We start from the raw sequence: 22,720 nt of genomic DNA, 5'->3' as shown, positions 1-22,720 counted from the left end.
CAAGGAGGATGACATGAACATCAAGACCTCAGCCGATCTGATCGGTCGCAGCGTGACCGGCGTGACACCGGGCTACATGTCCGGCTTCGGAAATGCGTTCGAAACCGAGGCGCTGCCCGGCGCGCTGCCGGTGGGACGCAACTCGCCGCAGCGCCCGGCCTACGGCCTCTACGCCGAGCAATTGTCCGGCTCGCCCTTCACCGCGCCGCGCGGCAGCAACGAGCGCTCCTGGTTGTACCGCATTCGCCCGTCGGTGAAACACTCTGGGCGCTTTGCCAAAATCGACGCCGGGTTGTGGCGCACGGCGCCGTGTCATGAGCAGGAAATCAGCATCGAACAGTTGCGCTGGGACCCCGCGCCGATCCCGAAGGAGGACATGACCTTCCTGCAGGGCGTGCAGACCATGACCACCGCGGGCGATGCCGGGACGCAGGCCGGCATGGCAGCGCATGTCTATCTGATCACGCAATCGATGGTCGATCAGCACTTCTATAATGCCGACGGCGAGATGATGTTCGTGCCGCAGCAGGGGGCGTTGCGCTTCGTCACCGAATTCGGCGTGATCGACGCGGAGCCGGCCGAGATCGTGGTGATCCCGCGCGGCGTCAAGTTTCGCGTCGAACTGACCAATGGCCCGGCGCGTGGCTATCTCTGCGAGAACTACGGCGGCGCCTTCACGCTGCCGGAGCGCGGCCCGATCGGCGCCAACTGCCTGGCGAATGCGCGCGACTTTCTGACGCCGGTGGCGGCCTATGAGGACAGGGATACGCCGACCGAGCTTTATGTGAAATGGGGCGGCGCGCTATTCAAGACGACGCTGCCGCATTCGCCGATTGACGTTGTGGCATGGCACGGCAATTACGCGCCGTACAAATACGATCTGCGCACCTTCTCTCCGGTCGGCGCGATCGGCTTCGACCATCCAGATCCGTCGATCTTCACGGTGCTGACCTCGCCGTCGGAAACCCCCGGCACGGCGAATATCGATTTCGTGATCTTTCCCGAGCGCTGGGCGGTGGCGGAGAATACGTTTCGGCCGCCGTGGTATCACATGAACATCATGTCGGAATTCATGGGGCTGGTCTACGGCGTCTACGACGCCAAGCCGCAGGGCTTCACGCCGGGTGGCATCAGCCTGCACAACATGATGCTGCCGCATGGCCCCGACCGCGAGGCGTTCGATCATGCCAGCAACGGCGAGCTGAAACCGGTCAAGCTGACCGGCACGATGGCCTTCATGTTCGAGACCCGATATCCGCAGCGCGTCACGGCGCATGCGGCAAACTCAGCAACGCTGCAGAGCGACTACGCGGATTGCTGGAAGGGGCTGGAGAAGCGGTTCGATCCGAACAAGCGGTGAGGTGTCATTCCGGGGCGCGAGCGCGTTGCGCGAGCGAACCCGGAACCTCGAAATATTCATCCATCTGGGGATTCCGGGTTCGCTCGCAGCTGTCGCTGCGCGCGCCCTCCGGAATGACCGCGAGTAATGCTACCGTGCCGCCTTCAGCGGCAGCCTGGTCGTCTCCTTCAGTCGGTCGAGCACGATCGACGACCGTACATGCGCCACACTCGGATGCGGCATCAACACTTGGTTGACGAGCTCCGACAGGCCCTTGAGATCGCGCAGCACCGCTTTCAGCACGTAGTCGGCGTCGCCGGTCAGCGAATAGGCCTCCTGGATCTCGTCGACCCGCGCGACCAGCGCGCGAAACTTGCGGGCATTGTCCGGCGAATGCGCCGCCAGCGTAACCTGGATAAAGGCGATCACGCCGAAGCCGAGCGCCTCGGCGGACAGATCGGCGTGGTAGCCGGAGATCACCGTCTCCTCAAGCCGCATCCGCCGCCGCGAACATTGCGAGGCGGAGAGGCCGGCGGCGTCGGCGAGCTGCTGGTTGGTCAGACGGCCGTCGTCCTGCAGCGCGGCGAGGATACTGAGGTCGAAAGCGTCTACCGGGATCATGCGCCGAAACCCTCATTCATGCATAAAGCGTGCACAAATATTGCATAATCCGGCGGGCTTTGCATGCACCTTGCGCCCGCAATGACCGACACTCCCTGCAACAGAACCTTCATGGGAGAGCAGCATGGGTCCGTTTCCGCACGACGCGCCGCCGGCGAAAATCACCGCCGACAACCCGATGGGCACCGACGGTTTCGAGTTCGTCGAATACGCCCACCCGAATCCGGCGGAATTGCATGCGCTGTTCAAGTTGATGGGCTACACGCCGGTCGCGCGCCACAAGACGAAGAACATCACGCTGTATCGCCAGGGCGACATCAACTATCTCGTCAACGAGGCGCCCGGCACCCATGGCTTCGATTTCGTGGCGGCGCATGGCCCGTGCGCGCCGTCGATGGTCTTCCGCGTCGTCGATGCGAAGCTTGCTTACGCGCGCGCGCTCTCGCTCGGCGCCGAACCTGCCGATGTGACGTCGGCGCAAAAAACGCTCGACGTGCCGACGATCAAGGGGATCGGCGGCAGCCTGCTGTATTTCGTCGATCGCTACGGCGCCAAGGGCTCGGCGTTCGATGCCGAATTCGAGTGGCTGGGCGAGAAAAACCCGCGGCCCGAGGGCGCCGGGCTGTTCTATCTAGATCACCTCACCCACAATGTTCATCGCGGCCGGATGGATGTCTGGACCGGCTTCTATGAAAGACTGTTCAACTTCCGCCAGATCCGTTTCTTCGACATCGAGGGCCGCGCCTCCGGCCTGTTCTCGCGCGCGCTGACCAGCCCGGATGGCAAGATCCGGATTCCGATCAACGAGGACGCCGGCGACGCCGGGCAGATCGAGGAATATCTCACCATCTATCGCGGCGAAGGCATCCAGCACATCGCCTGCGGCGTGAAGGACATCTATCGCACCATCGAAAAACTGCGCGCCGACGGCCTGCCGTTCATGCCGCCGCCCCCGGAAACCTATTTCGCGAAAATCGACGCGCGGCTTCCGAAGCATGGCGAGGACGTGGCGCGGCTGCAGAAGAATGGCATCCTGATCGACGGAGAGGGCGTCGTCGAAGGCGGCGAGACCAAGGTGTTGTTGCAGTTGTTCTCGGCCAATGCGATCGGGCCGATCTTCTTCGAGTTCATCCAGCGCAAGGGGGATGACGGTTTTGGCGAAGGCAACTTCAAGGCGCTGTTCGAGTCGATCGAGGAGGACCAGATTCGCCGCGGCGTGCTGCACATGAAGGGCGCGGCGTAATATCGCAAAGTGCGGCGGACGCTGTAGCTCCCCTCCCCCCTTGCGGGGAGGGGTCGGGGGTAGGGGTGCCACAAGCGACGGCGCCTGCGGCTACCCCCACCCTAACCCTCCCCGCAAGGGGGAGGGGACTATAGCGTGCGGGGTATCTACGGGGCGCCCCACCCCTTCACCACGTCCGTCAACTCCTTCGCTTCCGGCGGCCTTACGCTCGACGGCGTGCGCGAAAAACGCGGGGCGGGCGCGGGCTGGGTGTGGCCGTCATGCTGGATGAACACGTCGCGCGCGACCATATGCGGATGTTTTGTCGCCTCGGACATCGTCAGCACCGGCGCGAAGCAGACGTCGGTGCCTTCCATGATTGCAGACCATTCGTCGCGACTCTTCGTCTTGAACACCGCGACGAGTTTTTCCTTCATCGCGGCCCAGTTCGCGGCATCCATGTGATTGTCGAAGCAGGCCTCGTCGAGGCCGGCCAATGCGCGGAGTTGGGCGTAGAATTGCGGTTCGATCGAGCCGATCGAGATGAAGTTGCCGCAGGTGCATTCGTAGACGCCATAGAAATGCGCGCCGCCGTCCAGCATGTTGGCTTCCCGGCCTTCCTTCCAGCGCCCGGCCGCGCTCATGTCGAAGAACATCGTCATCAGCGACGCCGCGCCGTCGCACATCGCGGCATCGACCACCTGGCCTTGGCCGGAGCGGCCGGCCTCCAGCAGGGCGGCGAGCAGGCCGACTACCAGATACAGTGCGCCGCCGCCGAAATCGCCGACGAGGTTCAGCGGCGGCACGGGCTTGTCCTTGCCGCCGATCGCGGCCAGCGCGCCGGTGATCGATATGTAGTTGATGTCGTGGCCGGCCGCCTGCGCCAGCGGCCCATCCTGGCCCCAGCCGGTCATGCGGCCATAGACCAGCTTCCGGTTGCGGGCCTGCACGATGTCCGGGCCGAGCCCGAGCCGCTCCATCACGCCGGGCCGGAACCCCTCGACTAGCGCGTCGGCGCCGTCGAGCAGCGCCAACACCTGCGCGACGGTGTCCTTGTCCTTGAGGTCTACGGCGACAAGGGTGCGGCCGCGTGACGAGGCGCCCCTGGGCTTCTGGCCGGGCCGCACCAGCGTGATGATTTCGGCTCCCATGTCGGCGAGCAGCATGGCCGCGAAGGGGCCGGGGCCGATGCCGGCGAATTCGACGATCCGCATTCCGCTGAGCGGACCGCTTCGGCGCGGCTGGCTGGCGGATGTCGGCTGGGCGGTGGCGGTGTCCTGCACGTGCGTTTCCCATCATGGCGCGTCGCTTGGGCGACGATTGTTCTTGGGGAAACTCTCTATGTTGACGTCCGTCCGTGCAAGGCTGCCTTCGCGCATGCGGCTATGCGAGATGCTCTGTCGTCGTCACAAATTCCGTGTCGTCCCCGCTTTCGCGGGGACGACTGTGGAGAGGGGCGTGCCCTGCCGCTGCTATCTCACTTGCAGAGCCGTCAACCCGCTTCGGTCACGGCGCGCTGCGCCATCACCTTGATTAGATTGGCTCGGTAGTCCGAGGAGCCGTGGATATCCGCCATCAGCCCGTCGGCGGAGACGGTGACATTGTCGAGGGCGGCTGCCGACCAGTTCGACTTCAGCGCGGCCTCGATGGCCGGCACCCGCGTCACGCCGCTCTGTGACGCGCCGGTGGCAGCGACGCGGACCTCGCCGGCCTTCGTCTGCGCCACGAACACGCCGGTCAGCGCGAAGCGCGAGGCGGGGTGGCGCATCTTGGCATAGGCGGCTTTGGCGGGAATCGGGAACGACACCGCGGTGATGATCTCGTCCTCGGCGAGCGCCGTCGAGAACAGGCCCTGGAAGAATTCATCGGCCGGGATCAGCCGCTTGTTGGTCATCACCGTGGCGCCCAGCGCCAGCACCGCGGCGGGATAGTCCGCGGCGGGATCGTTGTTGGCGATCGAGCCGCCGATCGTGCCGCGATAGCGCACCTGGGGATCGCCGAGCACCGACGTCAGATGAACGATCGCGGGGATCGCTTTCTTGGCCGCGCTGCTCTGCGTGATGTCGAAATAGGTCGTAGCTGCCTTGATGATCAGCGCGTCGGCGGTCGCTTCGATGCCGACCAGATCCTTGATTCGGCCGAGGTCGATGACGTCGGAGGGTGCCGCCAGCCGCTGCTTCATCACCGGGATCAGCGTGTGGCCGCCGGCGAGATATTTGGCGTCACCGCCTTTGGCAAACAGCGCCGCTGCTTCATCGATGCTGGACGGGCGATGGTATGTCGTTTCGTACATGACTATGCTCCCTATTCCGCCGCCTGCTGCAGCTGCATCGCGTGCCAGACGCGGTCCGGCGTGGCGGGCATCTCGATGACATTATGTCCGATCGCGTCCGTGATGGCGTTGATGACCGCGGGCGAGGAGCCGATCGCGCCGGCCTCACCGCAGCCCTTCACGCCGAGCGGATTGCCCGGACACAAAGTCGTGGTGTGCGACAACCGGAACGACGGCACGTCGTCGGCGCGAGGCATGGTGTAGTCCATGAACGATGCCGTCACGAGCTGTCCCTGGTCGTCATAGACCGCGCCTTCCAGCAGCGCCTGGCCGATGCCCTGCACCAGCCCGCCATGGACCTGGCCCTCGACGATCATCGGATTGATCAGCCGGCCAAAATCGTCGGCGGCGACGAAATCGACGATCTCCGTCTTGCCGGTGCCGCGATCGATCTCGACCTCGCAGATGTAGCAGCCGGCCGGGAAGGTGAAGTTGGTCGGATCGTAGAACGCGCCTTCCTTGAGGCCGGGCTCCATGCCGTCCGGCAGATTATGCGCGGTGTAGGCGGCGAGCGCGACCATCGGGAGTGCGATCGACTTGTCGGTGCCGGTCACCTTGAACTCGCCATTCTCGATGACGATGTCCTCCTCCGAGGCCTCGAGTTGATGCGCGGCGATCTTCTTGGCCTTGGCCTCGATCTTCTCCATCGCCTTGAAGATCGCGGACATGCCGACCGCCGCCGAGCGCGAGCCGTAGGTGCCCATGCCGAACTGTACCTTGTCGGTGTCGCCGTGCACGATCTGGACCTGATCGACCGAGATGCCGAGCCGGCCGGCGACGAGCTGCGCGAAGGTCGTCTCGTGGCCCTGGCCGTGGCTGTGCGAGCCGGTCAGCACCTCGATGGTGCCGACTGGATTGACGCGGACTTCTGCGGATTCCCACAGGCCGACGCCGGCGCCGAGCGAGCCCACGGCCTTCGACGGTGCGATGCCGCAGGCCTCGATATAGCAGGAGAAGCCGATGCCGCGCAGTCTGCCTTCGGCTTTCGCCTTGGCCTTGCGCGCCGGGAAGCCGGCATAGTCGATCGCTTTAAGTGCTGCATCGAGCGAGGCGCCGAAATCGCCGACATCATAGGTCATGATGACCGGCGTCTGGTGCGGAAACTGGGTGATGAAATTCTGACGCCGCAGTTCGGCCGGATCGACCTTGAGCTGCCGCGCCGCGGTCTCCATCAGCCGCTCCAGCAGATAGCTGGCCTCCGGCCGCCCTGCGCCGCGATAGGCATCGACCGGCGTGGTGTTGGTGTACACGCCGATCACTTCGGCATGGATAGCCGGGATATTGTACTGGCCGCTTAACAGCGTGGCGTAGAGATAGGTCGGCACCGACGACGAGAACAGCGACATGTAGGCGCCGAAATTGGCGTGGGTTTTGACCCGCAGAGCCAGGATCCTGTTGCCGGCATCGAACGCCATCTCGGCATGCGAGATGTGGTCGCGGCCATGGGCGTCGGTGAGGAAGGCCTCGGAGCGGTCGCCGGTCCATTTCACCGGGCGACGTACTTTCTTGGACGCCCACAGCGCTACCATCTCCTCGGGATAGATGAAGATCTTGGAGCCGAAGCCGCCGCCGACATCGGGCGCCACCACCCGCAGCTTGTGCTCCTGCGCGATATTATAGAATGCCGACAGCACGAGGCGCGCGACATGCGGGTTCTGCGAGGTCGTGTGGAGCGTAAAGTGCTCCTCGGCCTCGTTGTACTCAGCGATCGCCGCGCGCGGCTCCATCGCATTCGGCACCAGCCGGTTGTTGGTGAGGTCGAGCGACACCACATTGGCCGCTTTGGCAAAAGCGTCGTTCACCGCTTTGGCGTCGCCGATCTCCCAGTCATAGACCTGGTTGCCCGGTGCCTCCGGGTGCAATTGCGGCGCGCCGGGCGCGATCGCTGCCTTGATGCCGGCCGCGACCGGCAATTCCTCATAGGTGACGACTACCGCCTCGGCGGCGTCGCGGGCCTGGTTCTTGGTCTCGGCGATCACCACCGCGACGGCCTGTCCGGCAAAGCGCACGATGTCCGGCGCCATCGCGGGCCAGGCGCCCATCTTCATCGGCGTGCCGTCCTTGGACGACACCGCCCAGCCGCAGATCAGGTTGCCGATCTTGTCGTCGACCAGTTGCTGCGCGGTGAGGATATCGACTACGCCCGGCATGTCCTTCGCGGCGGCCATGTCGATGTGTTTCACCCTGGCATGGGCATGCGGGCTGCGGATGAAATGCGCGTGGGTCAGGCCCAGCACCTTGATATCATCGACATAGCGGCCGCGGCCGGTAATGAATCGCTTGTCTTCCTTGCGTACGACGCTCGCGCCGATGCCTTCCACGCCCATGATCGTCTCCCTGCCGGGCCGCATGGTCGGCGCGAAGCGCCGCTGCGGCCGCTTGTTGTTTCAGCAAACCAGATCAGCGTCGCAGGTCACTCCGCTGCGACGGACACTTTCATCCGCGTGGCCGCGTCGAGCACCGATTTGACGATGTTATGATAGCCGGTGCAGCGGCAGATATTGCCTTCGAGCTCTTGCCGCACGGTGTGCTCGTCGAGCTCGCCGCCATGCCGGTTCACGATGTCGATCGAGGCCATGATCATGCCCGGGGTGCAGAAGCCGCATTGCAGGCCGTGATTGTCGCGGAACGCGGCCTGCATCGGGTGCAACTCGTCGCCCCGCGAAATGCCTTCGATGGTGGTGACATTGGCGCCATTCGCCTGGCCCACCAGAACGGTGCATGATTTCACCGGGCGACCATCGATATGTACGATGCAGGCGCCGCACTGGCTGGTATCACAGCCGACATGGGTGCCGGTGAGGTTCAGGTTTTCGCGCAGCAGGTGGACTAAAAGAGTTCTGTCTTCGACATCGACAGATACAGACTTGCCGTTGACCGTCAATTTGATGATGGACACGCAGACCTCCCGAACTTTTTAATTAGTCCGATTAGAAACGCGCTCTGGAAACTTTGCAATGGGGATTTTAGGTGGGCTGTTCGAATGCCGCTGCGAAATGCCGCCGAGGTGCAGGCGACCGCCCGCCCCGACCTGGTTAGCTGCAGTGCACGGGGTGGTGCAGGCGCCGCGGATTCTTGACCTCGGCGGGTGCCGCCCGTCGCCGGCCGGAATCGGCGGAGCGGCCGGCAGGATGCCCCGGTCATTGCTCCGTCACACTTTGAGGTCACGCAAACGGCGCCTCGACCAATTGTGGCATCAATTTGGCTGCGCGGGGGGGGGGGGGGCCGCAAGACATGCTGACGGCTAGAGTGCTAGGTAGTGCCACCGGGCCTGACGGATCGAGCCTCCGGAACACGACTGCTCTTTTCTTTGGAAATAACGAACATGAATGGCATCAAGTCACATCTGCCGTGGGTCGCCCTCGGCACTATCGGGGGCGTTTGTCTCGCCTTCATCTCAATCGAACGCGGCGAGCCGGTGAACGCGCTGTGGATCGTCATCGGGGCGATCTGCACCTACCTGGTCTCCTACCGCTATTATAGCCTGTTCATCGCCACGAAGGTGATGCGGCTCGATCCTAACCGGGCGACGCCCGCGGTGCGCCTGAACAACGGCCTCGACTACGTGCCGACCGACAAATTCGTCCTGTTCGGTCACCATTTTGCGGCCATCGCCGGCGCCGGACCTCTGGTCGGCCCGGTGCTTGCCGCCCAGATGGGCTATTTGCCCGGAACGCTGTGGATTCTGGCTGGCGTCGTGCTGGCGGGCGCGGTGCAGGACTTCATGGTGCTGTTCATCTCGATGCGCCGCGACGGCCGCTCGCTCGGCGAGTTGATCCGCGGTGAAATGGGTGTGATCCCGGGCGTGATTGCGCTGTTCGGCACCTTCATGATCATGGTGATCATTCTCGCCGTTCTGGCGCTGATCGTCGTCAAGGCGCTCACCGGCAGCCCGTGGGGTACCTTCACCGTCGCCGCGACCATCCCGATTGCCCTCTTCATGGGCGTCTATACGCGCTACATCCGTCCCGGCCACATCGGCGAAGTCTCGATCATCGGCTTCATCGCTCTAATGCTCGCCATCGTCTACGGCCAGTCCATTGCCGAAAGCCCGGCCATCGCTCCGTTCTTCACCTTCACCGGTACCGAATTGTGCTGGATTCTCATCGGATACGGCTTCGTCGCCTCGATCCTTCCGATCTGGCTGCTGCTCGCCCCGCGTGACTATCTGTCGACCTTCCTGAAGATCGGAACGATTGTCTGCCTGGCTCTCGGCATCTTCATCATCGCACCGCAGATGCAGCTTCCCGCCATCACCAAATTCGTCGATGGAAGCGGTCCGGTGTGGGCGGGCAGCCTGTTCCCGTTCCTCTTCATCACCATCGCTTGCGGCGCGGTTTCGGGTTTCCATGCTTTAATCTCGTCCGGCACCACGCCGAAGATGATCGACAATGAAACCAATACCCGCTTCATCGGCTATGGCGGCATGTTGATGGAATCCTTCGTCGCCATCATGGCGCTGGTTGCAGCCGGCGTCATCGAACCGGGTGTGTACTTCACCATGAACAGCCCGGCCGCCATCATTGGTACGACCGCGGAGAGTGCATCGGCAGCCGTGACCGCCATGGGCTTCCCGGTCTCGGCGGAAACGATCACGCAGACCGCCATCGATGTCGGTGAAAGCTCGATCGTTTCGCGTGCGGGCGGCGCTCCGACGCTGGCCGTTGGCATGGCGCATATCCTTTCCAACACGATCGGTGGAAAGGCGATGATGGCGTTCTGGTATCACTTCGCCATCCTGTTCGAGGCGCTGTTCATCCTGACGGCGGTCGACGCCGGAACCAGAGCCGGTCGCTTCATGCTGCAGGATCTGCTCGGTGTGTTCGTGCCCAGCTTCCGCAATACCTCGTCCTGGGCCCCGAATATCGTGGCCACGGCGCTGTGCGTCGCGGCATGGGGCTTCATTCTCTATCAGGGCGTGACCGATCCGCTCGGCGGCGTGAATACGCTGTGGCCGCTGTTCGGCATCGCGAACCAGATGCTGGCCGCCGTGGCTCTCGTCCTCGGCACGGTCGTCATCTTCAAGATGAAGCGTGAGCGCTATGCTTTCGTGACGATCATCCCGGCAGTCTGGCTGGTCGCCTGCACCATGACGGCAGGCTTCGAAAAGGTCCTGTCGAGCGATCCGAAGGTGAGCTTCATGGCCCACGCGAACAGCTTCTCGAAGGCCATCGCAGAGGACAGGGTTCTGGCTCCGGCCAAGAGCATGGCGCAGATGAAGCAGGTTCTCATGAACGACTACATTGATGCCGGGCTCTGCGTGCTCTTCATCTTCGTGGTGATCAGCATCATCCTGTTCGGCATTAATGCCTGCATCAAGGCCTATCGCGAGAATGGCTGGACGGCCCGGGAGATCCCCTCCATTGCCGCCGTTCCGGCAGAATAGCATGGGTGACGTCAAGCCATCCTCCGACACCACCCTGAGGGGGCGCTTCCGCTCCCTCAGCCGCTGCTTCTGCGACAGCGCGCTGCTGATGGTCGGCATGCCCAACTACGACAACTACGTGGCGCATGTCCGCGCCACGCATCCGGATGGGCCGGTCATGACCTATGAAGAGTTCTTCCGGGACCGGCAGGACGCCCGGTATGGGGGCGGCGGACGCGGCGGTTTCCGCTGCTGCTGAAGCCGGGGCCCCGCCCTTGCCGACAAGCCGGCCAGTTCACCAAATGAGCTGGCCGGCTTTCTTTTGCCGATCGCGCTGCAAATAAATCATCCTGGCTAGTACGGGCGTACAACTGCACGCAGTACATTTTCCTGCAAATTTACTCGATCTTATCCAATCAGCCCTACAGTGGTACCGGGGTCATCTGCACAAGCGGATGATCGACTGCACTTGGAAGCTAATGGGGGCCGCGGTGGGATTCATGAGTCTAGTTCGGCTGCGGCCGATGTCGCTGCGGTTTCGCGCCAAGGTCACCCTCGGTTTTGCGGCAGTGCTGGTTATTTCTGCGCTCAGCATGGCGATGGCCTACATCGGGTACGAACGCATTTCGGAAGGGGTCGTCTCGTACCGGACCAGCGTTGCCGAATCGGGGCTTGCCCGCAACATCGACCGGCAGCTGACCGCCTACCAGGCGCTGACGCGCTATTACGTGATCACCGGCAAGGAAATCGACGCCAAGGCTGCAAAGGCAGCCGAGTCCAGCCTCAAATTCGCGATCGACGATTCGGTGAAGGCGACGACGGACGCCGCCCGTCTCGACAAGGTCACCCGGTTGGTCCGGGAGTTTTCCGACTTTACCAAAGTGTTCGCCGACATTCTGGCGGTGAACGGCGAAAACGACGTCATCGGCGCCACCCAGCTGACGCGGTTGAGCATCCTGCTGCGCAGCAAGATCGACGACCTCGGCGACTCCGCCACGATGGCCGCTATGCCGGCGACTGAAGAACAGGTCAAGGATATCACCACCCAGTTCGTGACGGCGACCTCCGTGGTCAACACCTATATGGCGATGGCCGACGACAAGACCGCCAGCGCCGCGGCGTCCCGCATCAAGTTCCTGGACAACGCGATCGCGGGCATCTTCGCGAATAATGAAGGCATTCTGAAGAAGGCGAAGGCGATCGGCGCCGACGTGAAAATCTATCAGGGCGCCTTCGCAAAATACGTCGAGAACTCCAAGAAGGTGGAGGGGCTGTCGCAGAAGATGACCGCGATTGCGGAAACGATCGTCGCCCTGTCGACGGCGCTGAAGGCGGACATGCTGACCGAGCAGCAGCGGCTGGAGTCCGAGTCCGATACCACGATCAACCAGACCAAACGCCTTATCGTCATGCTCGGCGTCGGCGGGCTGATCGTCGGCGCCGTGCTGGCCATGTTGCTGGGCCGCAGTATCGCCCGGCCAATGCTTGCGATGTGCGCCGCCATGCGCAGGCTCGCCGCCGGTGATTTCGACGTGGTGCTGCCGGGGCTCGGCCGCCGCGACGAATTGGGCGACATGGCCTCCGCCGTGGAAGAGTTCAAGGTGCAGGCGATCGCCAAGGCCGAGCGGGACGCCGAAAGCCAGGATGCGCAGAATCGCAGGGCCGGCGAGGCCCGTCGCGCCGAATTGATCCGCTTCGCCGATGATTTCGAAGGCGCGGTCGGCGGCATCGTCTCCAACGTCGCGGCTTCGGCCGAGCAGCTCGAAACCGCGGCCGACACGCTGACCCGGACGGCGGAAACCACCGAGAGCCTGTCCGGCCAGGTGGCCGGTGCCTCGGAGGAGGCGTCGTCGAACATGCAGTCGGTGGCAACGGCCACGGAGGAGCTGTCGCTGTCGGTCAGCGAGATCGGCCGCCAGGTCGAGGCGTCCTCGCGGATCGCCGACAGCGCGGTCCTGCAGGCCGAGCAGACCGACGTCCGCATCACCGAACTGTCCCGCGTCGCCCAGCGCATCGGCGACGTCGTCAATCTGATCACGGCGATTGCCGAGCAGACCAATCTGCTGGCGCTCAACGCCACCATCGAGGCGGCGCGCGCCGGCGATGCAGGGCGTGGCTTCGCCGTGGTGGCGTCGGAGGTCAAGTCGCTGGCCAGTCAGACCGCAAGGGCGACCGACGAAATCTCGACGCAGATCGCCGGCATGCAGAACGCGACGCAGGAATCGGTGACCGCGATCAAACAGATCGGGGCCACCATCGGGCAGATTTCCAGCATCGCCTCGGAGATCGCCAGCGCGGTGACTCAGCAAAGCGCGGCGACCCGCGAGATCGCGCAGAACGTTCAGCGCGTGGCTCACGGCACCCAGCAGGTCGCCGGCAACATCACCGCGGTCAACCGCGGCGCCACCGAAACAGGCGTGGCGTCGGAGCAGGTGCTGAATTCCGCACAGACGCTGTCCTCCGAAAGCACGCGCCTGCGCGCCGAGCTCGACCGCTTCATGCAGAATATCCGCGCGGCGTAACCCGCGCGGCGCCGGCTCAGTCCCAGCCGTCGCCTGGGATGCCGGGATTGGCGTAGACGATGCCACCATCGACGGCGATGGTGGCGCCCACCACATAGTCACCGGCGCGCGAGGCGAGATAGATCGCAGCCCCCGCCATGTCCTCATCGGTGCCGATGCGCCCCGCCGGAACCCGCGTCGAGACCTCGTCGGCATTGTCGCGCGCGGCCTTGTTCATGTCGGACTTGAACGGCCCCGGCGCGATCGCCGCGACCACGACATGGTCCTTGATCAGCCGCACCGCCATCCGCCGTGTCAGGTGGATCAGGCCGGATTTGCTGGCGGCGTAGGAATAGGTCTCCAGCGGATTGACGAAGATGCCGTCGATCGAGGCGATGTTGATGACCTTGGCCGGCTTCTCGACGCTCGCTGCCGCGCGCAGCATCGGCGCCAGCGCCTTGGTGAGGAAGAATGGCGTCTTGAGATTGAGCGTCATCACCTTGTCCCAGCCGCTCTCCGGGAATTCGTCGAAATCCGCCTCCCACGCCGCGCCGGCATTGTTGACGAGGATGTCGAGCTTCGGCTCGCGCTTGCCGATCTCGGCTGCCAGCATGTCGATTCCCGCCATGGTCGAGATATCGATCGGCAGCGCGATGCATTCGCCGGCATATTCGCCGGTCAGTTCCTGCGCGGTCGCCTCGCAGGCCGCGGCCTTCCGCGCAGTGATGTAGACCTTTGCCGCGCCCTGGCTGAGAAACCCCGCCGCGATCATCCGCCCGATGCCGCGCGAGCCCCCCGTCACCAGCGCGACGCGCCCGGCCAGCGAAAACAGATCCTTGAACATGCCGTCTCCCTTTGTTTTGCCGATTGTGTGCTGGCGGGAGATACAGGGTCAAGCAGGGAGGTGACCAGCCAGCTATCGTCATTGCGAAGAGCGATGCGACGAGGCGATCCAGAATCTCAAGTTCGGCAACGAACCGATTCCGTCTTGCAACGGATCCCCGCATTGGCGGAGAGCTGTTCTAATTACACATCCACATTGGCACTCAGCGAATTCTCCTGGATGAAGTCGCGGCGCGGCTCGACCACGTCGCCCATCAGCTTGGTGAAGATGTCGTCGGCCTCGTCGACTTCCTTGATCTTCACCTGCAGCAGCGAGCGCTCGTTGGTGTCGAGCGTGGTTTCCCAGAGCTGGCCGGGGTTCATCTCGCCGAGGCCTTTGTAGCGCTGCAGGGCGACGCCCTTGCGGCCGGCGTCGGTGACGGCTTCGAACAGGCTGACCGGTCCGTGGATCGGGAATTCGATGTCCTTGCGGCGCAATACACCCGGCTTCGGATAGGCCTCCTGCAGGCCGGCGGCGTATTCGTCGAGCTTTCGCGCGTCGGCCGAGCCGAGCAACGCGTCGTCGATCACGCCGACATCCTTGACGCCGCGGATGGTGCGCTCGAAGAAATAGCCCTGGCCCTCGCGGAATTCGCCGACCCAGCCGCGTTCGACCTCGTCGGCCAGCGCGTCCATGCGGCGCGCGATATAGGCGGCAGCCTCGTTGGCGGCGGGCAGGTCGCCCGTCACCTTCGGGCTCAGCACGCCGGCGATCGCGGCCTGCTCGACGATCGAGCGGTTATAGCGGCTGTGCAGATTGTGCAGCGTCCCGCGGATGTTGCGGGCGACTTCGACCAGCGCCAGGAGGTCGCGGCCGCCGCGCTCTTCGCCGGAGGCGAGCTTGTAGACACAGTCGTCGAGGCCGGTCGCGATCAGATAATCTTCCAGCGCGCGCTCGTCCTTGAGGTACTGCTCGGACTTGCCGCGCGTCACCTTGTAGAGCGGTGGCTGCGCGATATAGAGGTAGCCGCCCTCGATCAGCGTCGGCATCTGCCGGAAGAAGAACGTCAGGAGCAGTGTGCGGATATGCGCGCCGTCGACGTCGGCGTCGGTCATCAGGATGATCTTGTGATAGCGAAGCTTCGCGATGTCGAAATCGTCGCGGCCGATACCGGTGCCGAGCGCGGTGATCAGCGTGCCGATCTGTTCGGAGCCCAGCATCTTGTCGAAGCGCGCGCGCTCGACGTTGAGGATCTTGCCGCGCAACGGCAGCACGGCCTGGAATTCGCGGTTGCGGCCCTGCTTGGCGGAGCCACCTGCGGAGTCACCCTCGACGATGAACAGTTCGGACTTGGCGGGATCGCGCTCCTGGCAGTCGGCGAGCTTGCCGGGCAAGGAGGCGATATCCAGCGCGCCCTTGCGCCGCGTCAACTCGCGCGCCTTGCGGGCGGCTTCGCGGGCGGCGCCGGCCTCGATCACCTTGCCGACGATCACCTTGGCTTCCGCCGGATGTTCCTCGAACCAGGTCGCCAGCGCCTCGTTTAGCACGTTCTCCACGACGGGACGGACTTCCGAGGACACCAGCTTGTCCTTGGTCTGCGACGAGAATTTCGGGTCCGGTACTTTCACCGAGAGAACGGCGGTGAGGCCTTCGCGGCAGTCGTCGCCGGTCAGGACGATCTTTTCCTTCTTGGCGATGACGTCGGCATAGCCGTTGACCTGGCGCGTCAGCGCGCCGCGGAAGCCGGCCAGATGCGTGCCGCCGTCGCGTTGCGGAATGTTGTTGGTGAAGCACAGCACGTTCTCATGATAGCTGTCGTTCCACCACAGCGCCGCCTCGACATTGATGCCGTTGAGGTCGGCGGAGACGAAGATCGGCGAGGGCACCACGGCCTTCTTGTTGCGGTCGAGATATTTGACGAACTCGATGACGCCGCCCTCGTACATCATCTTCTCATGCCGCTCGACCGGGTGGCGCAGGTCGGACAGCAGGATGTTGACGCCGGAATTGAGGAAGGCGAGTTCGCGCAGCCGGTGCTCCAGCGTGGCGAAGTCATAGTCGAGCGTCGTGAAGGTTTCGGCGGAGGCATAGAACGTCACTTCGGTGCCGCGCTTGCCGTTGGCGTCGCCGACCTCGATCAGCGGGGCCACTGCGTCGCCATGCGCGAACTCGATGAAGTGTTCCTTGCCGCCCCGCCAGACGCGCAGCACCAGCTTGCTGGACAGCGCGTTGACGACGGAAACGCCGACGCCGTGCAGGCCGCCGGAGACCTTGTAGGAGTTCTGGTCGAATTTTCCGCCGGCGTGCAGCTGGGTCATGATGACCTCGGCCGCGGAGATGCCTTCGCCCTTGTGGATGTCGACCGGGATGCCGCGCCCGTCGTCGCGCACCGTCACCGAGCCGTCGGCATTGAGCGCGACTTCCACCGCGGTGGCATGGCCGGCCAGCGCCTCGTCGATCGCGTTGTCGACGACCTCGTAGACCATGTGGTGCAGGCCGGAGCCGTCGTCGGTGTCGCCGATATACATGCCCGGCCGCTTGCGCACGGCGTCGAGGCCTTTCAGTACCCGGATCGATTCCGCACCGTATTCGATGGGCACGGCAAGTTCGGTTTCGGCGATCGGCAGCCGGGCGGGTTCAGTCATGCAGGGGCCTTCGAGGTGTGTCGAATCAGCGCGAAAAACGCGAGGCTGAATCCAGCTATTTGTGCCATGAAAACGGCAACGCGCCTAGCGCAAAGTCTCAGCGTTCAAGTTGTTGTTTAAATGGGATTTTTCGGCCGTTTTTCAAGCTGCCGCGGGATCATTTTCCGGGCTGGGTCAAGCGCCGGTTGCGAGCCTGCCGGAATGCCCTTTTGCAGCCGGCCGGAAGCGCGCTGCGACGCTACTTTTTCACTAACTCAGTGATCGACGGCGGCGCTTCCCTGGGGTGGCGGCGGCGCCAGATCGCATGCGCGACCAGCACCACCGGTTCCAGCAGCACCATGCCGAACAGAATGCCGAACAACCGGTCAAGGCCGGGCGCCAGCGCCGCTTGGGCGTAGTCGTCGGGCACCAGCACCACCAGGAAGGCCAAAGTGAACTGCAGGCCGCCATAGCTCATCAAAGCCGGGCCGTTTTCGATATGGCGGCCGAGGATCACGCCGATGCACAGGCCGATGGTCATCAGCGCCGGCGAATGGTGGCTGAGCCAAAGCACGGCGCTGGCCAGCAGGCCGCCGGCGACGCAGCCGACCAGCCGCTGCATCACGCGCGACGACACCGGACTGAGCAGGCCCTCCGCCAGCGACGCGGCCGGTACCAGCATGACGACGAAGATGGTGATGCTGGACTGGCTGAGCGACTCGATGCCAAGCCATAGCCATGCCCAAGGGATCAGGGCCAGCGCGATGCCGCCGGTCAAAGCGTGGACGGCCACCCGCTTCTGCCAGCGCGCGGCCGGTCCCGCGGGCTCGGCGCGCATCGCGTTGTCCGGGCTCGGCAGCTTGCGGCGCACGGTCCAGGTCGACAGCGCGCTGACCAGGACCGCGGACATGGTGCCGGCCAGCACTTCGAGAACGCGGGTCGAGGCGAAGCGCTGGATCGGCTCCTGCGCATGGGCCAGCGCTTCGATCAGGATCATCATGAAGGTCAGGCCGGTAAACAGCCAGGCATAGGCGCGGCGGCCGACGATCGCGAAATACATGGTGACGCTGCCGACCACCAGCAGCGCCAGGCTGGTCGGAAGCGGCAGCGGCAACACCAGCGGTGCCAGCAGCAGGGCTAGTAATGCGCCGGCCCCGGTGCCGACGATTCGCAGCACGCCGCGGGTGAAACTCTCGGCGACGTGGGAGCGCATCACCATGTAGCCGCTGAACGCCGCCCAGCCTACATTCTCGGCGCCGATCGCATGGGAAAACACGATCGCCAGCAGCACCGACAGCACGCACGCGACCTCGTCGATCATGCGCGCGCCGGGAAAAGGCAGGGTGCGCAGTTCGGCCCAGAACGCGCGGCCGAAGCGGGCCAGATGAAGGGATACGAACAGCAGCATTGGTGGATGTTTGGAGTTATTGCGCGCGACCATCAAGAGACGATTGCTCATGGCGAGCTGCGCGGGCCCACTGTCGTTCCGGGATGCATCAGACGGCGGAGCCGTCTGATGCAGACCTCAGCCAAGCCAATTGGCGTGGCGGGGAACGTTGAGATGTTCATCGTCCCATATCGAGGTTCCCGCCGCTCCGAGTGGAGCGGCTGAGGTTCGCTCGAGCTGCGCTCTTTCGCCCCGTAATGACAGCCTTATCCCCGCTTGCTGACGCGCCCGTCGGCGACGTCGAACAACTCGCCGGTCGGGCCGATTTCGGCGAAGGCCGCGGGATCGGCGCCGGTCATCCAGACCTGCGCGCCGAGCTTCGACAACTCGCCAAACAGCGCGCGGCGGCGGTCGGGATCGAGATGCGCCACGACTTCATCGAGCAACAATAGCGGCGTGATGCCGGTCATGTCGGCGACCAGCGTGGCATGCGCCAGGATCAGCCCGATCAGCAGCGCCTTCTGCTCGCCGGTGGAGGCATCGCGCGCCGGCATGTTCTTCGGCGCGTAGATCACCTGCAGGTCGGTGAGGTGCGGGCCGTCAAGCGTGCGGCCGGCGGCGGCGTCACGCGGACGGCCGTCGCGCAAAATCTGGCGGTAACGGTCTTCCACGGCGGTGGCGGGCTCATTCACCAGCGCGTTCTCCATCCAGCCGTCCAGCATGATTCGCGCCGAGGGAAACACCGAGGCTTCTTCGCGCGCGCGCAGCATCGCGGCCAGCCGCGTCACGGTCTGGCCGCGCATCGCGGCGACGGCGACGGCGAGTTCGGCGGTCTCGCGCTCGATCGCGTCGAGCCAGTGGCCGTCATAGTTGCGTTCCTCGAGCAGGCGGTTGCGCGAGCGCAGGCTCCGATCCAGCGCCGAGACGCGGCTGGAATGGTCCTTGTCGATCGCCAGTACCAGGCGATCGAAGAACCGCCGCCGCTCGGAGGCCGCGCCCATGAACAGCTGGTCCATCGCCGGCGTCAGCCAGACCATGCGCAAATGATCGCCGAACGCGGTCGCCGAACTGACCGGCTCGCGGTCGATGCGGCAGCGCCGGCTCGACGCGGCGGCCTCATTGGCGGGCGGATCGATGCCGGTGCCCAGCGTGGCCAAGCCGACTTCGCCCTCGACTTCCGCAGAAACCGCCCAGGAGCCGTCGCCCTGCAAATCGGCGACGTCGTCGAGCGTGGCGCGGCGCAGCCCGCGGCCCGGCGACAGAAAGGAGATCGCCTCCAGGCAATTGGTCTTGCCGGCGCCGTTCGGCCCGACCAGCACCACCATGTCGCCGCGCGTGTTGAGCGACGCCGCGCGATAGTTGCGGAAGTGGGTGAGCGTCAGGCGATGGATGCGGGAGGCGGTCATGAATCGATCATTGGTCCGCAGCGGCGGCCGCGCTCCTGCTTCCCTCTACCCTTGTGGCAGAGGGTGGATCGAACCGCGAAGCAGTTCGAGACGGGTGAGGGGTGCAGCGGAGCTCCGTCATACCCCTCATCCGGCACGGACTTCGTCCGCGCCACCTTCTCCCACAAGGGGAGAAGGAAGGAAGAAAAAGCCTACACTCGCATCGGCATCAGCACGTAAAGCGCGCCTTTGGAGTCCTTGTCCTGCACCAGAGTCGGCGAACCGGGGTCGGCCAACCGCAGCACGGCGACCTCGCCTTCGATCTGCGCCGCGATGTCGAGCAGATAGCGCGAGTTGAAGCCGATATCGAGCGCATCTGAGGCGTATTCGACTTCGAGTTCTTCTGTGGCGCTGCCGGAATCCGGATTGGTCACCGACAGGATCAGCTTGCCCGGCGACAGCGCCAGCTTGACGGCGCGGCCGCGCTCGCTGGATATGGTCGAGACGCGGTCCACGGCGTCTTCGAACTGCTTCTTGTCGACGATCAGTTCCTTGTCGTTGTTCTGCGGGATCACGCGGCCATAGTCCGGGAAGGTGCCGTCAATCAGCTTCGACGTCAGCACGACATTGCCGAGCGTGAAGCGGATCTTGCCCTGCGACAGCTCGATGCCGACCTCGGCTTCGGCGTCTTCAATCAGCCGCTGCACTTCGCCGACGGTCTTGCGCGGTACGATCACGCCGGCCATGCCCTCGGCGCCCTTCGGCATCGCGAGGTCTACCTGCGCGAGGCGATGGCCGTCGGTGGCGACGGCGCGCAATGTCGCGGCGGCGGCGGTGCCGGCGGCGTGCAGGTAGATGCCGTTGAGGTAGTAGCGGGTCTCTTCGGTGGAAATGGCGAACTGGGTGCGGTCGATCAGGCGTTTGACGTCGGACGCCGGCAGCACGAAGGAGTGCGTCATCTCGCCGGCGGCGAGATCCGGGAAGTCGTTCTCCGGCAGGGTCTGCAGCGTGAAGCGCGAGCGGCCGGCGCGGATCGCCAGCACCGAGCGGTCGCCGTCGGCCTCCAGCACGATCTGCGATCCATCCGGCAGCTTGCGCACGATGTCGTAGAACATGTGCGCCGGCACGGTGGTGGAACCGGCGGTGCCGATTTCGGCGGGCAGGGTTTCGGTGACTTCGAGGTCGAGGTCGGTCGCCTTCAGCGACAGCTTGGAATTTTCAGCGCGGATCAGCACGTTGCCGAGGATCGGAATGGTATTGCGGCGCTCGACCACGCGGTGGACGTGGCTCAGCGATTTCAGCAATTGCGCGCGTTCGACGGTGACCTTCATTGCAAACTCGCCCGATCCGATTCGACATCGTGTGTGGAGTGCCTAGCCACCCGGTCGGGCGCCACGGCGATAGACGCCCGCCCTGCGCGCAGGGTTTGCGCGCGCGAGCGGGGGTCCGCAAGGTGGCGTGAATGGGGCGTGAGTGCAAGGGGAGAGCAGCTGAGGTCCCCACGTTTTGGCGGCCTACAAGATGCGCGCCGCCGCTAGTGGCTCCCCTCCCACCAGGCGAAGCGAAGCTTCGCTAGGTGGGGGAGGGTGGCGCGTAGCGCCGGGAGAGGGGCCACAGGCGACGTCGCCCTAGCCACCCCTCTCCCTGACCCTCCCCCACAAGGGGGGAGGGGACACTATTGCCGGTGCTTCAGTTACTCCTGCAGCTGGCGCTTCAGGCTTTCCACTTCGTCCTGCAAAGCGACGTCCTTGCCGACCAGCGCCTCGATCTTTCGCACCGCGTGCAGCACCGTGGTGTGGTCGCGTCCGCCGAAGCGGCGGCCGATTTCCGGCAGCGAGCGCAGCGTCAGCGTCTTGGCGAGATACATCGCGACTTGGCGCGGACGCACGACATTCGCGGTGCGGCGCGACGACAGGAGGTCCGAGCGGCTGACATTGTACTGCCGGGCCACTACGCGCTGGATGTCCTCGATCTTGATGCGCTTGGGCTCCATCGGGCGGATCAGGTCGCGCACTTCGCGCTCGGCCATTTCCAGCGTCACCGGCGTGGCATTCAGCTTGCTGTGCGCCAAGAGGCGATTGATGGCGCCTTCGAGGTCGCGGCCGTTGTGGGTGATGGTGCGGGCGAGATAGTCCAGCACCGGCAGCGGCACTTCAAACGTCGCGTGGTGCGAACGAGCTGCGGCGACGCGCGACTTCAGGATGCCGAGGCGCAGCTCCTCGCCGAGCGTTCCGATCTCGACGACGAGGCCGCCGGCGAGCCGCGAGCGGACCCGCTCGTCCAGGCTTTCCAGGTCCGACGGCGGACGGTCGGCGGCGATCACCACCTGGCGGCCGGCATCGATCAGCGCGTTCAGCGTGTGGCAGAATTCGGCCTGCGTGGTCTTGCCCTGCAGGAACTGCAGATCGTCGATCACCAGCACGTCGATGCCGCGCAGCGCTTCCTTGAAGGCCAAAGCGGTCTGCGTCTTCAGCGCGGCGACGAAGCCGTACATGAATTTTTCGGCGGTTAGATACAGCACCTTGCGCTCGGTGCCGGAATTGCCGGCCCAGGTCACCGCCTGCAGCAGATGGGTTTTGCCGAGGCCCACGCCGGCATGGATATAGAGCGGGTTGAACATCACGCTGTCGCCGCGGCGGCCTTCGGCGACCTGGCGGGCGGCGGCGTGCGCCAGCGTGTTGGAACGGCCGGTGACGAAGCTGCCGAAGGTGAGGCGCGGATCGAGCGGCGAGCCGCCGAGCGCTTCATGGGTGGCGGAGACCGGCGCGATCGCGGTGGCGCGCAGCTCGGACGAGGCGCGACCGTCGCGGCCCTCGGGGCGCGGCGCGATCGCGGTCGGCGTTTCCTTGGCGGGCGCCGCCACGCGCATCGCGGTGCGGACGGTGACATCGACGCGATGCACTTCCGGCATCTCGGCCTGCCAGCAGGTCAAGACGCGCTCGGCATAATGCGCCTGGATCCAGCTCTTCAGGAACCGCGTCGGAACCGACAGATGGACGCTCTCGTCCTGCACGCTCTCCAGGTCCATCCGAGCGAACCAGCTGGAATAGACGTCCTCGCCGACGCTCGACCGCAGACGGCCCTTCACGCGAGACCAGCGATCCTGTTCCATGTTTGACAT

16 protein-coding genes are annotated in these 22,720 nt (G+C 64.7%); 5 read left to right on the top strand and 11 right to left on the bottom strand.

What is annotated here, in order from left to right:
* Positions 1 to 13: 13 nt before the first annotated feature.
* Complete coding sequence (gene hmgA, locus FNL56_RS00080; RefSeq protein WP_143571085.1) at positions 14 to 1,360, top strand: homogentisate 1,2-dioxygenase; 1,347 nt, start codon at positions 14 to 16, stop codon at positions 1,358 to 1,360.
* 129 nt (positions 1,361 to 1,489) lie between these two features.
* Here the strand turns inward: hmgA and FNL56_RS00075 are convergent, their stop codons facing one another.
* Entirely contained in the window at positions 1,490 to 1,960 is a 471-nt protein-coding gene (locus tag FNL56_RS00075; protein WP_143571084.1) for an Lrp/AsnC family transcriptional regulator, read from the bottom strand.
* A 124-nt stretch (positions 1,961 to 2,084) separates the two neighbouring features.
* Here FNL56_RS00075 and hppD point away from each other — a divergent pair, with 124 nt between their 5' ends.
* The gene (hppD, locus tag FNL56_RS00070) at positions 2,085 to 3,203 is read left to right on the top strand and encodes a 4-hydroxyphenylpyruvate dioxygenase (protein WP_143571083.1); all 1,119 of its coding nucleotides are present in this window, start codon (positions 2,085 to 2,087) and stop codon (positions 3,201 to 3,203) included.
* A gap of 146 nt (positions 3,204 to 3,349) precedes the next feature.
* Here hppD and FNL56_RS00065 read toward each other — a convergent pair whose 3' ends face one another.
* The 4 genes from FNL56_RS00065 to FNL56_RS00050 form a co-directional block, all read right to left on the bottom strand.
* The gene (locus FNL56_RS00065) at positions 3,350 to 4,465 is read right to left on the bottom strand and encodes a CaiB/BaiF CoA transferase family protein (RefSeq protein ID WP_294935236.1); all 1,116 of its coding nucleotides are present in this window, start codon (positions 4,463 to 4,465) and stop codon (positions 3,350 to 3,352) included.
* Positions 4,466 to 4,674: 209 nt separating this feature from the next.
* A complete protein-coding gene (locus FNL56_RS00060) occupies positions 4,675 to 5,475 on the bottom strand; it encodes an FAD binding domain-containing protein (RefSeq protein ID WP_143571082.1) in 801 nt (266 codons plus the stop codon).
* A gap of 11 nt (positions 5,476 to 5,486) precedes the next feature.
* Positions 5,487 to 7,841 carry a xanthine dehydrogenase family protein molybdopterin-binding subunit gene (locus FNL56_RS00055; RefSeq protein WP_143571081.1) on the bottom strand — a complete coding sequence of 785 codons (2,355 nt, stop codon included), beginning with the start codon at positions 7,839 to 7,841 and terminating at the stop codon, positions 5,487 to 5,489.
* 86 nt (positions 7,842 to 7,927) lie between these two features.
* Complete coding sequence (locus FNL56_RS00050) at positions 7,928 to 8,413, bottom strand: (2Fe-2S)-binding protein (protein WP_143571080.1); 486 nt, start codon at positions 8,411 to 8,413, stop codon at positions 7,928 to 7,930.
* A 426-nt stretch (positions 8,414 to 8,839) separates the two neighbouring features.
* On the opposite strand from FNL56_RS00050, the gene FNL56_RS00045 reads away from it, so the two are divergent.
* From FNL56_RS00045 to FNL56_RS00035, 3 genes are all read left to right on the top strand, one after another.
* Positions 8,840 to 10,900 (top strand): carbon starvation CstA family protein, encoded by a 2,061-nt coding sequence (locus FNL56_RS00045; RefSeq protein WP_143571079.1) that lies wholly within the window; start codon positions 8,840 to 8,842, stop codon positions 10,898 to 10,900.
* 1 nt (position 10,901) lies between these two features.
* Positions 10,902 to 11,138, top strand: a complete 237-nt coding sequence (locus FNL56_RS00040; protein ID WP_143571078.1) for a YbdD/YjiX family protein — start codon at positions 10,902 to 10,904, stop codon at positions 11,136 to 11,138.
* Between the two features lie 220 nt (positions 11,139 to 11,358).
* Positions 11,359 to 13,401 carry a methyl-accepting chemotaxis protein gene (locus tag FNL56_RS00035; protein WP_168204703.1) on the top strand — a complete coding sequence of 681 codons (2,043 nt, stop codon included), beginning with the start codon at positions 11,359 to 11,361 and terminating at the stop codon, positions 13,399 to 13,401.
* Positions 13,402 to 13,417: 16 nt separating this feature from the next.
* On the opposite strand, the gene FNL56_RS00030 is transcribed toward FNL56_RS00035, so the two are convergent.
* From FNL56_RS00030 to dnaA, 6 genes are all read right to left on the bottom strand, one after another.
* Complete coding sequence (locus FNL56_RS00030; RefSeq protein WP_143577297.1) at positions 13,418 to 14,224, bottom strand: SDR family oxidoreductase; 807 nt, start codon at positions 14,222 to 14,224, stop codon at positions 13,418 to 13,420.
* Between the two features lie 182 nt (positions 14,225 to 14,406).
* Complete coding sequence (gyrB, locus tag FNL56_RS00025; protein ID WP_143571076.1) at positions 14,407 to 16,848, bottom strand: DNA topoisomerase (ATP-hydrolyzing) subunit B; 2,442 nt, start codon at positions 16,846 to 16,848, stop codon at positions 14,407 to 14,409.
* A gap of 238 nt (positions 16,849 to 17,086) precedes the next feature.
* On the bottom strand, positions 17,087 to 18,286 hold the full coding sequence (locus tag FNL56_RS00020; protein WP_143571075.1) for an FUSC family protein: 1,200 nt from the start codon (positions 18,284 to 18,286) through the stop codon (positions 17,087 to 17,089).
* Positions 18,287 to 18,480: 194 nt separating this feature from the next.
* Positions 18,481 to 19,620, bottom strand: a complete 1,140-nt coding sequence (gene recF, locus FNL56_RS00015) for a DNA replication/repair protein RecF (protein WP_143571074.1) — start codon at positions 19,618 to 19,620, stop codon at positions 18,481 to 18,483.
* Positions 19,621 to 19,811: 191 nt separating this feature from the next.
* A complete protein-coding gene (gene dnaN / locus FNL56_RS00010) occupies positions 19,812 to 20,930 on the bottom strand; it encodes a DNA polymerase III subunit beta (RefSeq protein WP_143571073.1) in 1,119 nt (372 codons plus the stop codon).
* Between the two features lie 362 nt (positions 20,931 to 21,292).
* Entirely contained in the window at positions 21,293 to 22,720 is a 1,428-nt protein-coding gene (gene dnaA, locus FNL56_RS00005; protein ID WP_143571072.1) for a chromosomal replication initiator protein DnaA, read from the bottom strand.

It is taken from the genome of Tardiphaga sp. vice304 (assembly GCF_007018905.1).
Lineage (GTDB): Bacteria > Pseudomonadota > Alphaproteobacteria > Rhizobiales > Xanthobacteraceae > Tardiphaga.
This window is presented reverse-complemented; position numbering and strand designations above follow the sequence as displayed.

What these genes read in the sequence shown, in the direction of transcription:
- hmgA (WP_143571085.1), top strand. Translation starts at nt 14, where the DNA reads ATGAACATCAAGACCTCAGCCGATCTGATCGGTCGCAGCGTGACCGGC.
- FNL56_RS00075 (WP_143571084.1), bottom strand. Translation starts at nt 1,960, where the DNA reads ATGATCCCGGTAGACGCTTTCGACCTCAGTATCCTCGCCGCGCTGCAG.
- hppD (WP_143571083.1), top strand. Translation starts at nt 2,085, where the DNA reads ATGGGTCCGTTTCCGCACGACGCGCCGCCGGCGAAAATCACCGCCGAC.
- FNL56_RS00060 (WP_143571082.1), bottom strand. Translation starts at nt 5,475, where the DNA reads ATGTACGAAACGACATACCATCGCCCGTCCAGCATCGATGAAGCAGCG.
- FNL56_RS00055 (WP_143571081.1), bottom strand. Translation starts at nt 7,841, where the DNA reads ATGGGCGTGGAAGGCATCGGCGCGAGCGTCGTACGCAAGGAAGACAAG.
- FNL56_RS00045 (WP_143571079.1), top strand. Translation starts at nt 8,840, where the DNA reads ATGAATGGCATCAAGTCACATCTGCCGTGGGTCGCCCTCGGCACTATC.
- FNL56_RS00040 (WP_143571078.1), top strand. Translation starts at nt 10,902, where the DNA reads ATGGGTGACGTCAAGCCATCCTCCGACACCACCCTGAGGGGGCGCTTC.
- FNL56_RS00035 (WP_168204703.1), top strand. Translation starts at nt 11,359, where the DNA reads ATGGGGGCCGCGGTGGGATTCATGAGTCTAGTTCGGCTGCGGCCGATG.
- FNL56_RS00030 (WP_143577297.1), bottom strand. Translation starts at nt 14,224, where the DNA reads ATGTTCAAGGATCTGTTTTCGCTGGCCGGGCGCGTCGCGCTGGTGACG.
- gyrB (WP_143571076.1), bottom strand. Translation starts at nt 16,848, where the DNA reads ATGACTGAACCCGCCCGGCTGCCGATCGCCGAAACCGAACTTGCCGTG.
- FNL56_RS00020 (WP_143571075.1), bottom strand. Translation starts at nt 18,286, where the DNA reads ATGAGCAATCGTCTCTTGATGGTCGCGCGCAATAACTCCAAACATCCA.
- recF (WP_143571074.1), bottom strand. Translation starts at nt 19,620, where the DNA reads ATGACCGCCTCCCGCATCCATCGCCTGACGCTCACCCACTTCCGCAAC.
- dnaN (WP_143571073.1), bottom strand. Translation starts at nt 20,930, where the DNA reads ATGAAGGTCACCGTCGAACGCGCGCAATTGCTGAAATCGCTGAGCCAC.
- dnaA (WP_143571072.1), bottom strand. Translation starts at nt 22,720, where the DNA reads ATGTCAAACATGGAACAGGATCGCTGGTCTCGCGTGAAGGGCCGTCTG.